This is a genomic window from Paraburkholderia sp. J12 (assembly GCF_905220215.1).
In the GTDB taxonomy this organism is placed as follows: Bacteria; Pseudomonadota; Gammaproteobacteria; order Burkholderiales; family Burkholderiaceae; genus Paraburkholderia.
The window spans coordinates 1-13,844 of record NZ_CAJMZC010000009.1 but is presented as its reverse complement, the minus strand read 5'-3'; the positions used below and the strand labels follow the sequence as shown (position 1 = coordinate 13,844).

Genomic DNA, 13,844 nt, shown 5'->3' with positions numbered 1-13,844 from the left:
GCTTGGAGACGATTTTGCAACCGTGGGGCGACATGCATGACATCAAGGACTTCGGAGCGGGCGTCAGCCTCAATCCGTCCTTATTCCAAAACCATGCCCGTTCTCGCGACGCCCGCTAAACGGCGCTGGAAGTCGCGATCATCCTTGCGGTCTCATCGAGCAGGGGCTTGTATTTGCCTATGAAGTTCCCGGTCATGGAATTGCCGAACGTCGTCATTGCAAGAACGGCGACAATCTCGCCGTTTCGCATGATCGGGACCGCTAACGTAGCGCTGTCTTTGAGCGCGTTTTTGAGGCGCAAGCCATAACCGCGTGCTTGCGTCTGCTCGATGGTCGAGAATACTGCCTCCTCGTTGGCGAGCTTGCGAGACGGGCTTGCGTCCCGCAGCAGGTCGAGCAATGCCTCTCTTTCCTCGCCGGAGCAGAAGGCCAGATACGTATAGCCCATCGCCGCTTCGAGCAGCCCGAGACGCTTGCCCACCGTCGTCGCGCGCACCGCGAGGGGACTGTACGGCATCGTGCTGTAGTGAATCACGATGGCATCGCCGTCGATCATCCCGATCGCAAGCGGCCACTTTATCTTCTTCGTGACAGCAAGCATGATCGGCGCGCCGGCTTCCACTATTGCGGTTTTCCTGGTATAGCCGGCACTCAGCTCCCGGACCTTTGCGGTCAGTTGATAACGGTTTCCGCTCGGTTCGATCGATACGTAGCCTTCTTCCTTCAAGGTTTGCAGAATACGGAAGACGGTCGACTTCGGTAGTCCTAGCCTAGTGTGCAGGGATCGTATCGTCGACACGTGTTCGGCGTTCATCTCGCGAAGAATCTGCAACGCCCGCGAGACCGCGCGAATCGATTCGCTCCCGGAGAGCGCCGCAGCCGGCTGGTCGGGATCGGTCTGCGTCTGGCTTGCTTGCGGCGTAGGCATGTCCTGCTGTCCAGTAAAAAAATGAAACTGGCAAAGTATGTCGAATTGTCTGATCTGATCGGGGGCAACGAACACCCGGGTTAGCGCCAATGGTACGCGCGAAGCCGGCGATGTTCGTGCGAAAACCGTTTCACCTGGCCAGCAGGGGTGTCCCACCTGGCGGAACGCGGGGCGGGAGTGCTGTATCGTGCGGGACCCCTCCAGTACCATGAAACGCATCACAGTGATCTGGGCTCGCGTCGGAGACGGCATGCGGGCCACAGGTCGGACGTTACTAGAACAATCGATTCAGGAGACGAGCATGCGGGAAAACGCTTTCGCCGAAAATGCGGCAATGGCCGGTGAAGTGACCGTTACCGGCAGCCGGCGGCGGTGGTTGCGTCGCGGTCTGTGCGTGCTGTCAAACACATTTCAGCGATGTTTGCTTCCGCTGACGTTCGTCGCTCTGTGCCACGGCACCGCGCAGGCCAGCGAAACCACGAAGACAGTCCGGATCGGGGTGCTGAGCGATTTCTCGAGCGTCTATTCGACATCGGGCGGTAGCGGCCTGTTGGCGGGCGTCAAGCTTGCTATCGAGGACTTCAATAAGGAAAACCCGCACTCGGGACTGAAAATCGAGGTTGTCTCGGCCGACCATCAGAACAAGGCGGACATCGGCGGTACGATCGCGCGGCAATGGTTCGACCGGGACAACGTCGACGTCGTGATGGACGTGACCAATTCGGCGGTGGCCTTTACGGTATCCAACATCGCGCGGCGCGCGAATAAGGTGGTCATCTTCAGCGGCGCGGGTTCGGCGCGTCTGACGGGTGATCTCTGCTCGCCGAATACCGTGCACTGGACTTACGACACCTACGAAGTCGGCAATGCGATGGGCCGTGCGATTACCCAGTCGGGCGGAAAGAGCTGGTTCTTCATCAACGCCGACTACGCATTCGGCCAGGAACTGCGTAAGTACGCCGAGGCGGCGGTCACCCGGTTCGGCGGTACGGTGGTCGGCGGGGTGTCGGTGCCGAGCAACAATCCCGACTTTTCGTCGTATTTGCTGCAGGCACAGGGCTCGGGTGCGAAGGTGGTGGCGTTTGCACTCGGCGGCAACGATCTTGTGACGGCAATCAAGCAGGCGCAAGAATTCGGCATGTCGGGGCAGCAGACGTTCGCGGCGCTCAACGCGAATATCGTGGACGTGCGCGGCATTGGACTCGACGTCGCGCAGGGCATTCTGGTGGCCGAGCCCTTCTACTGGGACATGAATCCGGTGACGCGGGCGTGGACAAAGCGTTTCATCGCGATCAATCCTGCGTCATATCCCACGCTTCACCATGCCGCGATGTATGCCGCGACGCTGCATTATCTGCGCGCGGTCGCCGCGCTCGGCGACCCGGCAGACGGGCGCGCGGTGGTTGCGAAGATGGAACAGGTGCCGACCCACGACGGGCTCTTCAGCGACGGCATGATCCGCAAGGACGGCCGGACGATACACGACATCTATTTGTTCCGGGTGAAGTCTCCCAGCGAATCGAAAGGCCCGTGGGACTATTACAAGCTGGTTTCGACGATTCCCGGCAAAGATGCGTTTCGTCCTCTGAACGAAGGAGAGTGTCCGTTGGTGAAGTAAGCCGATCGCAACGGCTCACGTCGATCGTTCTCCAGAAAGGAAATACCCAACATGAATTCCAACGTATTTTTCGGCGAGTTGTTGATCGGGCTGATCAACGGCGCGTTCTACGCGTTGCTCAGCCTGGGGCTGGCAATCATATTCGGATTACTGAATATCATTAATTTTGCGCACGGGGCGCTTTACATGCTCGGCGCGTTCGCCGCATGGCTGCTCGCCCAGTACCTCGGAATCGGCTACTGGCCTTCGCTGATCGTCGCGCCGCTGATTGTCGCGATCGTCGGCATGGCGCTGGAGCGCACGCTGATCAAGCGGACCTATAAGCTCGATCACATGTTCGGGCTGCTGTTGACTATGGGCATCGCAGCCGTGCTCGAAGGGCTTTTTGTCAACGTGTTCGGCGCGGTCGGTCGCCCGTATGGCATTCCGCAGCCGTTTCGCGGCAGTCTTTCGCTGGGCTTCATGTTCCTGCCCGTCTATCGTGGCTGGGTCATTGTCGTCTCGGCTGTCGTGTGCATCGCCACGTGGTTCGTCGTCGAGCGGACCAAGCTTGGTGCCTACCTGCGCGCGGCGACGGAGAATCCGAATCTGGTCCGTGCGTTCGGCGTCAACGTGCCGAGGCTGGTCACGCTGGTCTATGGCTTCGGAGCCGCACTGGCCGCGTTTGCCGGCGTGATCGCGGCTCCGGTGCTGCAGGTCAATCCGCTGATGGGCGGCAACCTGATCATCACGGTCTTCGCGGTGGTCGTCATTGGTGGCATGGGGTCGATCGTCGGTTCGATCGTCACCGGCTTCGGCGTGGGATTGATCGAAGGGCTGACAAAGGCGATCTGGCCAGCCGGCTCGAATGTCGTCATCTTCGTGATTATGGCGATCGTTCTGATGGTGCGGCCCGAGGGGCTGTTCGGCAAAGCCACTGCCATCGGTAGTTCGGGCCCGTCGAGCGAAGAAACGCAACCCGTTCATTTCGGGGAGCCAAACGAATATCTCATTCCGATCGTGATTCTCGGCGTGCTGCTGGTGATCGCTCCCTTCTTCGTCTACCCGGTGTTTCTGATGAAGGTGTTGTGCTATGCGCTCTTCGCGATGTCGTTCAACTTCCTGATGGGCTTCGTCGGAATCGGTTCGTTCGGACATGCGATGTTCCTTGGCGGCGCGGGCTACGCGACCGCTTATGCAGCGAAAGTCTGGGGGCTGCCTCCGGAAATCTCGATCCTGATCGGCGTTGCCTGCGCAACCCTGCTTGGCGTCGCGACCGGTTATCTCGCGCTCAAGCGCCAGAAGATTTACTTCGCGATGGTCACGCTGGCATTCGCGGAAATGGTCTATTTCTTCTGCGTGCAGGCGCGCTTCACGGGCGGCGAAGACGGCATTCAGCCGGTGCCGCGCGGCAAGCTGTTCGCGCTGCTCGGTCTCGGCAACAACCTGACCTTGTATTTCGTGGTTGCGACCGTGTTCTTTCTAGGCTTCCTCGCGGTGTTTCGCGCAATCCATTCGCCGTTCGGCCACGTGCTGCGCGCGATCCGCGAGAACGAACCGCGCGCGATTTCGCTCGGCTACAACACCGCGCGGGTGAAACTGCTCGCGTTCACGCTGTCCGCGGCACTCGCCGGGCTGGCGGGCGCATTGAAGGTGATCGTGTTCCAGATTGCTTCGCTGCCGGACGTCTATCACTCGACTTCGGGTGACGTGATTCTGATGGCGCTCGTCGGCGGTATCGGCACGATCTTCGGGCCCATCGCAGGCGCGCTCGCGATCGTCGGCATGCAGGACTATCTGGCGCCGATGGGACAGTGGGTCGAGGTGCTGCAGGGGCTCGTGTTCGTCGTCTGCGTGCTGTTGTTCCGCCAGGGTATCGGCGGCTATGCGTCGCGCCTTCTGCGCAGGCCGCTGTGACGCGTTGAGGAGAATGAATATGCAGCGCGATGAACCCGATCATCTCATCAAAAACCCGGAAATGAAGCAGGATTTTATTCTCCAGACGCATCGTCTCTCCAGGGAGTTCGGAGGATTTTTCGCAGTTAAGGACGTGGACCTGCGCGTGCGTCGCGGCACGATTCACGCTCTGATTGGCCCTAACGGCGCAGGCAAGTCGACCTGCTTCAATTTGCTGACGCGCTTTCTGCCGGCAACCTCGGGGCAGATTCTGTACGACGGATGCGACATCACGCGGACGTCACCGAGCGCATTGCCCGGAATGGGACTCGGCCGGTCGTTCCAGATTTCGTCGATTTTTCCGCACCTGACGCTGCTCGAGAACGTGCGCGTCGCGTTGCAGCGCAAGGCGAATACTCAATACCGCTTCTGGCAGCGCAGCCGCACGCTGCGCGTGTTCGACGACCGGGCAATGTCGCTGCTTGAATCCGTCGGCCTTGCGGACTACGCGAAACGCCGCGCGGTGGAGCTGTCGTACGGGCGGCGCCGTGCGCTCGAACTCGCGACGACGCTGGCGCTCGACCCGACCATGCTGCTGCTCGACGAGCCGATGGCAGGTGTCGGGCACGAAGACATCGGTCGGCTCGCTGCGTTGATCGGCGATATTGGCCGCGCGCGGACCGTGCTCATGGTCGAACATAATCTCGACGTGGTTGCCGACATCTGCAATCAGGTCACGGTGATGCGTCGCGGCGAAATTCTCGCAGAGGGCTGTTACGACGAGGTGTCGAAAAACCCGCTCGTGATCAGTGCATACATGGGTGAAGATCATGAATGACGATAAACGGATGTCCCTGAAAGTCAGGGATCTGCGCGCGCGTTATGACGAAGCGCAGGTTCTCCACGGTATCAATCTCGACATCGGACCGGGCGAGGTGGTCACGCTGCTCGGGCGTAACGGTGTCGGCAAAACGACTACGCTGCGCGCGCTGATGGGGCTGATCCGGCATCGCACCGGCTCGGTGCTGTTCGGTGACCGGGAGCTGATCAAACTCGATCCTGAGCGAATCGCGCGCGCGGGGCTCGCCTATTGCCCCGAGGAACGCGGCATCTTCTGCCGGCTCACTGTCCACGAGAACTTGTTGTTGCCGCCCGTCCTGCGTCCAGGCGGCATGTCGGTCGAGGAGCTCTATGCGATGTTCCCCAATCTCGCGAATCGCTCCGCCACCGCCGGCACGAAGTTGTCTGGCGGCGAGCAGCAGATGCTCGCGATTGCCCGCATTCTGCGCACCGGTTCGACATTCCTGCTGCTCGACGAACCGACGGAGGGGCTCGCCCCCGTCGTGGTCCAGCAGATCGGCGGGTTGATCCGGCTGTTGAAGTCGAAGGGATACACGATCCTGCTCGTCGAGCAGAACGTGCGCTTCGCCGAAACCGTCGCCGACCGGCACTATGTGATCGAACACGGCAAGGTGGTCGATATGGTTCAGGGCGGCGAATTCGCGGCCCGCAAGGCATCGCTTCAGGCGTATCTCGGAGTGTGACCCATGAAGCAGAACGTGGAGGAAGGCGCTGTGAATCTCGGGCGCGTATTGCTGTACGAACGTATCGATCCGCGCGACGATTCGCCTGCATGGCTGCGCGAGCAGGGCTTCGAGGTGGTACTGGGACGCGCGAACGACCACGCCGGCTACGGGCACTATACCGACGCCGATCTGATCGAGGACGCGCAAGGTTGCGTCGGCCTGCTCGGATCGGGCGGTGCGACGATTGACCGCCGCGTGATCGAAGCGCTGCCGCAACTGCGTTACATCGCGAAGATTGGGATCGGCGTCGACAACATCGACGTGGCCGCGGCGACCGGGCGCGGCATACGCGTGACCAACACGCTCGACGGCAACGACGCGGCGGCCGTCGCCGAACACGCAATCGCGCTGCTGCTCGCGCTGCGCAAGCGCCTTTCCGTGTGGACGCCGTCGTTCATGCGCTCGGGGGGATGGCGCGGGAACTTGTTCTCCTCGATGCTCCAGGGCTCGACGGTCGGCGTCGTCGGCTTCGGACGGATTGGGCGCGCGGTTGCACATCGGCTGTCGTGCTGGGATGTCGAGATCCTTGCTTATGACCCGTTCGCGGGCGCGGATCGGCCGGACGGGGTGACTTTCGTCGCGCTGGACGAACTGTTGGCACGCTCCGATGCTGTGACGTTGCATTGTCCGCCGACAGACGCGAATTTTCATCTGATAGACGCCGACGCTCTGGCGCTCATGAAGCGATCTGCAGTGCTTATCAATACAGGGCGTGGCTCGCTCGTGGATTCCGCGGCATTGCGCGACGCGCTAGCGGGCGAACGGTTGGCCGGCGCGGCGCTCGACGTCTATGAAAGCGAGCCGCCGGATGCCGGCGATGCGCTGTTCGTGCTGCCGAACGTTATCGCGACCCCTCATGTCGCGTCGTGGACGCTCGAAGGCTATCTGGGCCGACGGAGGCAGGCAGCCACCAATCTGCTGGCGATGGCGCGAGGCGACGTTCCCGAAAACCTCATCAATCCGGCGGTATCCGCCGTGCGGTGATCCCGCCAGGCGGAACGATGACTGGATGTCGATGGTGATTCGCAGAGCGCTTCGCTATCGTTTATCCGTGTGCGCGTCGCCCCGCCGCGATCGGACCGTCAGAGTCGGAGTGAGCCGGATACCGGCAATCATCCTGTTTAGGAGTGGGACATGAATCAAAGCGTCGTAGCGCCGGAGAGCGCGAAGAACATGACGCCCCAAGGGCATCACGATCTGAACGGCAAGATGGGCATTCAGGTAATGGTCGCGAATGGGCATGCGTACATAGGGCATGCATTCGACGGCGGCGTATCGGTGGTGGACGTGCGCGACCCGCGCGCACCTCGTCTCGTCAATACGCTGCCGATTCACAAGAACTCGTGGTCGATCCATCTTCAGACGCATGGCGATCTGATGCTCGTCATCGAGGAGTTCAATTTCAAGGCGGTTTTCACGCAGGCGGAATACTACGCACGGTCGATCGACGGCATCAACAGCGCGGACTTCGGTGTCCGCGGCGAGGATTATTCGGCCGGTATGCGGGTGTACGACATCAGCCAACCGTCGGAGCCGCGCCCGATCGGTTTCATGCCGGTCGAGGGGCTGGGGCTGCATCGCATCTGGTGGGTCGGCGACCGGTACGCATACGCGTCCGCGATACTCGATGGCTTCACGGACCATATCTTCATCGTGATCGATATGCAGGACCCGACCCGTCCTCGCGAAGTAGGCCGCTGGTGGATTCCGGGGATGTGGGCGGACGGCGGTGAGACCCACGACTTCAAGGGCCGTGTCGGGCTGCATCATGCGGTGATCAGCGGCGATACTGCATATGGCTGCTGGCGCGACGGCGGACTGACGCTACTCGATATTGCCGACAAATCGCAGCCCAAACTGATTTCGCATCTGAACTGGAGCCCGCCGTTCGCGGGCGGCACGCATAGCGCGCTCCCGCTGCCGGACCGCGACCTTCTCGTCGTAGCCGACGAAGCCGTGCTCAACATCGACGAAGAGCCGTTCAAGCATACATGGATGATCGATATCCGCGTGCCGGAAAAGCCGGTACAGATTGCGACTTTCCCGGTCCCGGACGATCAGGATTATTTCGCGAAAGGCGGCCACTTCGGGCCGCACAACCTGCACGAGAACCGCCCCGGCTCGTTCCAGAGTTCGACGACTATCTTCGCGACTTATCAGAACGCGGGCATTCGGGTCTTCGACATCAGCAACCCGTTCAGGCCCGTGGAGACCGGCTACTTCGTGCCCGCGCCGCCGGCTGTCTGGAACGAAGCGCGACGCGGACGAAAGAAGGTAATTCATACCTGTGATGTCTTCGTGGAAAAGGACGGTCTCGTCTATCTGACCGACTACGACGCTGGACTGCACATCGTGCAGTGGGACGGAGCCTGACAGGAAGCATCCCCATGAAACGGAGGGGCAATGGGCAGCCAGTTCATCAATCACTAAGGAATGCGAAATTTAACGATGGAAAATCGGATCAGGAATCTGCTTGGAAAGACCACGCTGGTCGGCACTTTCATCAAGACACCGTCGTTGCACATCGTGGAGATCCTCGGCGCGACGAATCTCAATTTTGCAGTGATCGACGCGGAGCATGCGCCGTTCGACCGGCACACGATCGACCAGCTGATCGTTGCGTCGCGCGCGGTGGGGCTGCCATTGCTGGTACGGGTGCCGGACAGCGAACCGTCGACGATTCTGTCCGCTCTGGATCTCGGCGCGGCCGGAATTCTCGTACCGCACGTCGATACGCCTGAACACGCGCGTGCGGTCGTTTCGCGTGCCAGGTTTCGCGGCGGCAGCCGCGGTTACTCGGGTTCGCCGCGCTTCGCGTCGTATGGCGCGACGAACATGGCGGCGGCGATCGAGGCTGGCGACACGGCAGTGATCCTTTGCCAGATCGAAAGTGCGGAAGGGCTCGCGAACGCGCATGCAATAGCCGGAGTTCCGGGTGTCGACGGACTGTTTATCGGCCCAGCCGACCTGTCGCTCTCGATGGGTGTCGCACCCGCCAGCGAAGCGCTTTTCGCTGCAATGACGCAAATCATCGAGGCGGCGCAAGGCGCGGGCAAGCTGGCTGCGATGTTTGCAAAGAATGCGGAAGAAGTGGATGCGTTCCGGCGCAAGGGGGTGTCGATTTTCGTGGTCGCGTCAGACCAGTCCCTGTTGCGTGATGGCGCGAGCCGGATCGCGGCAGCCGTCGAACAGCTTCAGTCGCAAGAGCAATAAGGAGAATCGCCATGCCCCTACGTCGTGCGCAAATGCTAACCGCCTACGATTCCGAGCCGCAGTTCAGCGACGCGGATGGAACCCGGACCTGGATCGGACGAGGTGCGAATTTCGTCGTTGCGATTTCGAGCGTCGTGGACGGAAGCGTGCTGTCCCGCGAAGATAATCCGGACGAGTATTTTCTGTTGCTTCACGATTGCGGTGCGCTCGTCGAGGCAAGCGGCGAGGCGGTCGGGGCCAGGGCGAACAGTGTGACGATTGTTCCGCCCGGTCGTAGCGCTATCCGATTCCAGGAGTCCGGCGTCGCTGTCCGTATTTTTTCGAGCCGCGCGGAGGATCTGGCCGCGGCCGCGTCGAATGCGCACGCGTATGCGGGCAACGTCGACGATGTGGCGCCGCTTGTGCCGTGGCCCGCGCCGCCCGGCGGTTATCGAATCCGCCATTACGAGCTCGACGAGAGCGATTCGCCGGGTTCGAACATGCGCCTTTATCGCAGCTCGAACCTGATGGTCAACGCGCTTCGCAAACGCCAGGTGCCGCGAGACGTCACGGCGTTGAGCCCACATTCCCACAAGGACTTTGAGCAGGGATCGATCGCACTCGAGGGGACCTATGTTCATCATTTGCGATACCCGTGGGGTAAGGATATGACCCAATGGGTCGATGACGAAGCGATCGAGGTGCACAGTCCGTCGCTGGCGGTAATTCCGCCAGGGACCGTGCATACCAGTCGAAACGTCAGCGCTGGTGCTTCCTGGCTGATCGATATTTTTGCACCGCCGCGTACCGATTTTTCCAACAAGCCAGGGCTGGTTTTGAATGAAGCGGAGTACCCGCTGCCGGATGTGCCTGCCGTCACGTAAGCAGGAGCGGCGGACGGTGGCGAACGCGGAGTGAATATGTAGTTGTACAAAAAAATATATTTAAATCAATGGAGACAGAATGAAAAAGTCGAGTCTTGCTGTTTGTGCGTTGATCGGATTGCCCGGCGCGGTCTATGCGCAGTCGTCTGTCACGCTGTACGGAATTGTCGATGCTGGTATCGTTGCCGAATCGGGCAACGTAAAGGGATCGACCGTGAAACTGGACAGCGGGATCGCTCAGGCTTCACGACTGGGCTTTACTGGAACGGAGGATCTTGGAGGCGGACTGCGCGCGATCTTCACGTTGGAGATGGGCATGCAGATCAATACGGGCGTGCTCGGACAGGGAGGGCTCGCATTCGGCCGGCAGGCATTCGTCGGCTTGCAGAACGAGTACGGAACGTTGACCGCGGGTAGGCAGTACACGCCGCACTTCATTACGATGGTGCGGGCCGATCCGTTCGGTACCAACTACGCGGGTAACGCAACGAACCTGTTGTCGACGACGCCAGGTGCCCGCGCGAACAACTCCGTCAAGTACGTGTCGCCGTCCGTCTACGGCGTTAGCGGTGAATTGTTCTACTCGTTCGGTGGCGTGCCGGGCGATTTCCCGCAGGGAAGTCAGTATGGAGCGGCGTTATCGTATGCCGGGCAGCGCTTGACGATGCGGGTCGGCTACTCCAACAGGAACAACGATTCCGCGACGGTCAGCGGGGCGTCGAATGCGCAGAATCTGCTGTTTTCCGCGCAATACGATTTCAGCCTGGCAAAGCTGTGGCTTGCGTACGGGATCGACAGGGGCTTGAACAGCGCGCCGCTGTCCGGGACTGTCGACCCATACGGCGGTACGCCGGCAACGGGTTCGACCAACAGCCGGGATTACCTGGTCGGCTTGACCGTGCCGCTGTGGGCGGGAACCATCATGGCGTCGTATGACTTCAAGAAGGATTTGACGGCGCTAGACCAGAGTGCGAGCCAGATCGCGTTCGGCTACGTGTACCCCCTGTCGAAGCGTACTTCGCTCTATACCGCGTGGGCGCACATCTATAACAGGAACGGAGCTGGATATACGGTGGGCAACGCGTCGGACTCGGGTACGGGCAATAGCGCGTTCAACGTCGGGATAACACATTATTTTTGATCGTGAGCGCAGCGCGTGACGATGCCGCTCCACGATCGAGCATGGTCAACAGAAGTTCGTATTTTTTTCTGGAGTTAGAGCATGGAAATCGCAATTGACTCGTTGAATGTCGAGAGTTCTTATAAGTTGTTGACAGGTATCGTCGTGCCCCGGCCAATCGCATGGGTGACCACGATCAACGAAGACGGAGTCGTCAATCTGGCGCCGTTCAGCTGTTTTACTTTCGTTTCGGCCTACCCTCCGATGGTGGCCATCAACTTTGGTCGCAAGGCCGGCAATATGAAGGACACGCCGAGCAATATTCATTTGAATAAGGAATATGTGGTGAATATTGCCGACGAGACGATGATGAACGACCTGCACCAGAGTTCATTCGAGTACCCATCGCATGTAAGCGAGGTGGGGGAACTGGGTCTCGAGACCGCACCCAGCACGATCGTGCGGCCGCCGCGTCTCGCGAGGGCGCCGGCCAGTATGGAGTGCCGCTTCAATCAGCAACTCGAATTCGGCGATACCGGGTCGCAGTTCATCGTCGGCGATGTAGTGATGTTCCACGTCAGGGACGATCTCTATTCGAACGGCAAGATAGAAACCGAGCAGATGCGTCCGCTGATGCGTCTCGGCGGTCCGGTTTACGGCACGCTTGGGCAGGTGCATCGTCCGAAGCCGATTCCGTTGTCTGAGCAGACGATCTACAAGAAGGGCTAAGTTCCTGGTGAGCTGGGATGTCCGTCGCCGTATGTGCTGATCGTCATATAGATGAAGCCTCGTTAATTTGGCCCGTCATAAAGTCCGACGGTCGGGGTAGACATCGCGAAGAACGTTTTCGTGCGATCTGCAAGTCGCTTGAATTTCTGTCTCACAGGAGAGGGCACGACTTGATGAAACCGGGTGTTCCATCAATCGTTCCCTACCCGGACATGGGGCGCCGGTAACGGCTCGGTGTGAAACTCTGGGCACAACGTAGCCGCGGGGAATCCGTTCGATCCGGTATGGGTACCTTACCTGGCCCGCCGTCGCATCGTGAAATATCTCGTCTAGTTGTTCGGTGCCATCCCATGGCGCTGAAGAATGGCTTGAGCCGGATGCGGGGTGACTCGCACGTCCGGTTCTTGGGGGGGCGGCGGCGCAGCAATGCGTTGCTGCTACCCGACCAGCTTCACTGGGTGGATTGCAGCATGGGTGAGATCCTCCGGCAACGTACAAAGCCAGTATAGGCTCGGCTCGGGTTCGCATACGGACCACTCGATCAGCTGCCACTCTTCATCGCGCGGCGTAGTCCGCCGTAATCGCGGTGGGCGGCCCACACGCATAACGCCGCAACCGAAAGGTCAGCGTGGTATGCGCGCCTTCGCGCCGCGAAATCGTTCGATTCCAGTCTTGGCGGGTTCGCAACGAACTCGCGTCGACTCGTCAATCAGGTTCAGCTTCGCGTCCCCGGAGTCGAGGACGACAACGTTATCCGCGTGTCGAGTACGCGTCGAAGCAGTTTAGCTTTCTTTCGTCGTGGCTATTACACTGGCTTCAGCCGATACATAGGGAGACATGGAGCCGGTGACACATCTCATCGCGCCGGGGTGCGTGCTGCCTGCAGCCGCGTCGATGGTTGTGCCATCACAGGCTCTGCCGAGGTACGTCTTACTCATCGATCGCAAGGCGTAGATGATGCGAATATAAATGCAGCGACGGATGCGCAGAGATGACAGATTGAGCCTGACTCGTAGAGCACAGCACGGAACATTGACTCATCCAATAGGTTCCGTGAATCGTCGCGATTGAATAAGCGAATTTTTATAAACTCCGTTATACCCTCATACTCCGTACGCTATGCATGTGTTGATGATGAACTGTGGATATCGCAATCGACGTTATTGCCATGCATCGTTCTCTCAGGTCGGGGCATTGAGGCAGTGCCTTGCAGTTGCGAAAGTTTTGGGTGTCTGTAGACGTGCGATGCCTCTGGCGGCGGACAGTCAGGGCGAACGACGACAATGTGGTCCGCTGGCATGTCCCGGACATTGTCGTGCCGGTACGGTGTCGTTGCACCGAAGACCCGGGGTCGCCGCTGCAAGGCGCTCCGGCTATTCTTAATTTCACGAGTGACTTCTGAATCATGATTGGGGAAAAAAAGCTCGCGCAGTGGGTCGACGAAGTGCGTAACAAGATGAACCTGCCCGCACGGCTCGTGCTGTGGAGCGGCCAGCACTACGACTTCGGCCACTTTTCTGCGCCACGGGTTACGTTAAAGGTCAATAGCGCGTCGGCGTTGCCGCTTCTGCTCGACCCCAGCCTTGATAATCTCGGTGAGGCGTATGTGAAGGGCAAGATCGACATCGACGGTAGGCTCGCCGATGTCATCGAGATCGGCTACTCGCTCGCGCGCAGCACCGTCACCAGCGCGAGCAAGCTCGCCCGCGTGCGCCGCTATTTCACGCACTCGAAGAGCACCGACAAGAAGGCCATCCAGTACCACTACGACGTCTCGAACGAGTTCTACCAGCTGTGGCTCGACGAGAACATGGTCTATTCCTGCGCGTACTTTGAGAACGGCGACGAAGATCTCGCCACCGCGCAGCTCAAGAAAATCGACCACATCCTCACCAAGATCCAGTTGCAGCCG

The 13,844-nt window shown here is 60.1% G+C and carries 12 protein-coding genes and 1 pseudogene; 11 read left to right on the top strand and 2 right to left on the bottom strand.

Going from position 1 to position 13,844, the window contains the following annotated elements:
- Window positions 1-115 precede the first annotated feature (115 nt).
- Entirely contained in the window at window positions 116-928 is an 813-nt protein-coding gene (locus tag U5760_RS19335; protein WP_322013903.1) for a helix-turn-helix domain-containing protein, read from the bottom strand.
- 301 nt (window positions 929-1,229) lie between these two features.
- Here U5760_RS19335 and U5760_RS19330 point away from each other — a divergent pair, with 301 nt between their 5' ends.
- From U5760_RS19330 to U5760_RS19285, 10 genes are all read left to right on the top strand, one after another.
- Window positions 1,230-2,546 (top strand): ABC transporter substrate-binding protein, encoded by a 1,317-nt coding sequence (locus tag U5760_RS19330; RefSeq protein WP_322013902.1) that lies wholly within the window; start codon window positions 1,230-1,232, stop codon window positions 2,544-2,546.
- 51 nt (window positions 2,547-2,597) lie between these two features.
- Window positions 2,598-4,442, top strand: coding sequence for an ABC transporter permease (locus tag U5760_RS19325; RefSeq protein WP_322013901.1), 1,845 nt, complete (start codon window positions 2,598-2,600; stop codon window positions 4,440-4,442).
- 61 nt (window positions 4,443-4,503) lie between these two features.
- Window positions 4,504-5,259 carry an ABC transporter ATP-binding protein gene (locus tag U5760_RS19320; RefSeq protein WP_322014115.1) on the top strand — a complete coding sequence of 252 codons (756 nt, stop codon included), beginning with the start codon at window positions 4,504-4,506 and terminating at the stop codon, window positions 5,257-5,259.
- Between the two features lie 10 nt (window positions 5,260-5,269).
- Complete coding sequence (locus U5760_RS19315) at window positions 5,270-5,965, top strand: ABC transporter ATP-binding protein (RefSeq protein ID WP_322013900.1); 696 nt, start codon at window positions 5,270-5,272, stop codon at window positions 5,963-5,965.
- Between the two features lie 3 nt (window positions 5,966-5,968).
- Window positions 5,969-6,991 carry an NAD(P)-dependent oxidoreductase gene (locus U5760_RS19310; protein WP_322013899.1) on the top strand — a complete coding sequence of 341 codons (1,023 nt, stop codon included), beginning with the start codon at window positions 5,969-5,971 and terminating at the stop codon, window positions 6,989-6,991.
- Between the two features lie 150 nt (window positions 6,992-7,141).
- On the top strand, window positions 7,142-8,380 hold the full coding sequence (locus U5760_RS19305; RefSeq protein WP_322013898.1) for a hypothetical protein: 1,239 nt from the start codon (window positions 7,142-7,144) through the stop codon (window positions 8,378-8,380).
- A 75-nt stretch (window positions 8,381-8,455) separates the two neighbouring features.
- A complete protein-coding gene (locus U5760_RS19300; RefSeq protein ID WP_322013897.1) occupies window positions 8,456-9,220 on the top strand; it encodes an HpcH/HpaI aldolase family protein in 765 nt (254 codons plus the stop codon).
- An 11-nt stretch (window positions 9,221-9,231) separates the two neighbouring features.
- Complete coding sequence (locus U5760_RS19295) at window positions 9,232-10,083, top strand: hypothetical protein (protein WP_322013896.1); 852 nt, start codon at window positions 9,232-9,234, stop codon at window positions 10,081-10,083.
- A gap of 79 nt (window positions 10,084-10,162) precedes the next feature.
- Complete coding sequence (locus U5760_RS19290) at window positions 10,163-11,224, top strand: porin (RefSeq protein ID WP_322013895.1); 1,062 nt, start codon at window positions 10,163-10,165, stop codon at window positions 11,222-11,224.
- Between the two features lie 81 nt (window positions 11,225-11,305).
- The gene (locus U5760_RS19285; RefSeq protein ID WP_322013894.1) at window positions 11,306-11,932 is read left to right on the top strand and encodes a flavin reductase family protein; all 627 of its coding nucleotides are present in this window, start codon (window positions 11,306-11,308) and stop codon (window positions 11,930-11,932) included.
- Window positions 11,933-12,411: 479 nt separating this feature from the next.
- On the opposite strand, the pseudogene U5760_RS19280 reads toward U5760_RS19285, so the two are convergent.
- Window positions 12,412-12,592, bottom strand: a pseudogene (locus tag U5760_RS19280) (IS701 family transposase); the annotation flags it as partial.
- A 745-nt stretch (window positions 12,593-13,337) separates the two neighbouring features.
- Here U5760_RS19280 and U5760_RS19275 point away from each other — a divergent pair.
- On the top strand, window positions 13,338-13,844 hold a 507-nt coding region (locus U5760_RS19275; RefSeq protein ID WP_322013893.1), incomplete at its 3' end, for a class I SAM-dependent methyltransferase.

Excerpts from the sequence above, each read along its gene's own strand:
- U5760_RS19335 (WP_322013903.1), bottom strand. The coding sequence starts at position 928 with ATGCCTACGCCGCAAGCAAGCCAGACGCAGACCGATCCCGACCAGCCG.
- U5760_RS19330 (WP_322013902.1), top strand. The coding sequence starts at position 1,230 with ATGCGGGAAAACGCTTTCGCCGAAAATGCGGCAATGGCCGGTGAAGTG.
- U5760_RS19325 (WP_322013901.1), top strand. The coding sequence starts at position 2,598 with ATGAATTCCAACGTATTTTTCGGCGAGTTGTTGATCGGGCTGATCAAC.
- U5760_RS19320 (WP_322014115.1), top strand. The coding sequence starts at position 4,504 with ATGAAGCAGGATTTTATTCTCCAGACGCATCGTCTCTCCAGGGAGTTC.
- U5760_RS19315 (WP_322013900.1), top strand. The coding sequence starts at position 5,270 with ATGTCCCTGAAAGTCAGGGATCTGCGCGCGCGTTATGACGAAGCGCAG.
- U5760_RS19310 (WP_322013899.1), top strand. The coding sequence starts at position 5,969 with ATGAAGCAGAACGTGGAGGAAGGCGCTGTGAATCTCGGGCGCGTATTG.
- U5760_RS19305 (WP_322013898.1), top strand. The coding sequence starts at position 7,142 with ATGAATCAAAGCGTCGTAGCGCCGGAGAGCGCGAAGAACATGACGCCC.
- U5760_RS19300 (WP_322013897.1), top strand. The coding sequence starts at position 8,456 with ATGGAAAATCGGATCAGGAATCTGCTTGGAAAGACCACGCTGGTCGGC.
- U5760_RS19295 (WP_322013896.1), top strand. The coding sequence starts at position 9,232 with ATGCCCCTACGTCGTGCGCAAATGCTAACCGCCTACGATTCCGAGCCG.
- U5760_RS19290 (WP_322013895.1), top strand. The coding sequence starts at position 10,163 with ATGAAAAAGTCGAGTCTTGCTGTTTGTGCGTTGATCGGATTGCCCGGC.
- U5760_RS19285 (WP_322013894.1), top strand. The coding sequence starts at position 11,306 with ATGGAAATCGCAATTGACTCGTTGAATGTCGAGAGTTCTTATAAGTTG.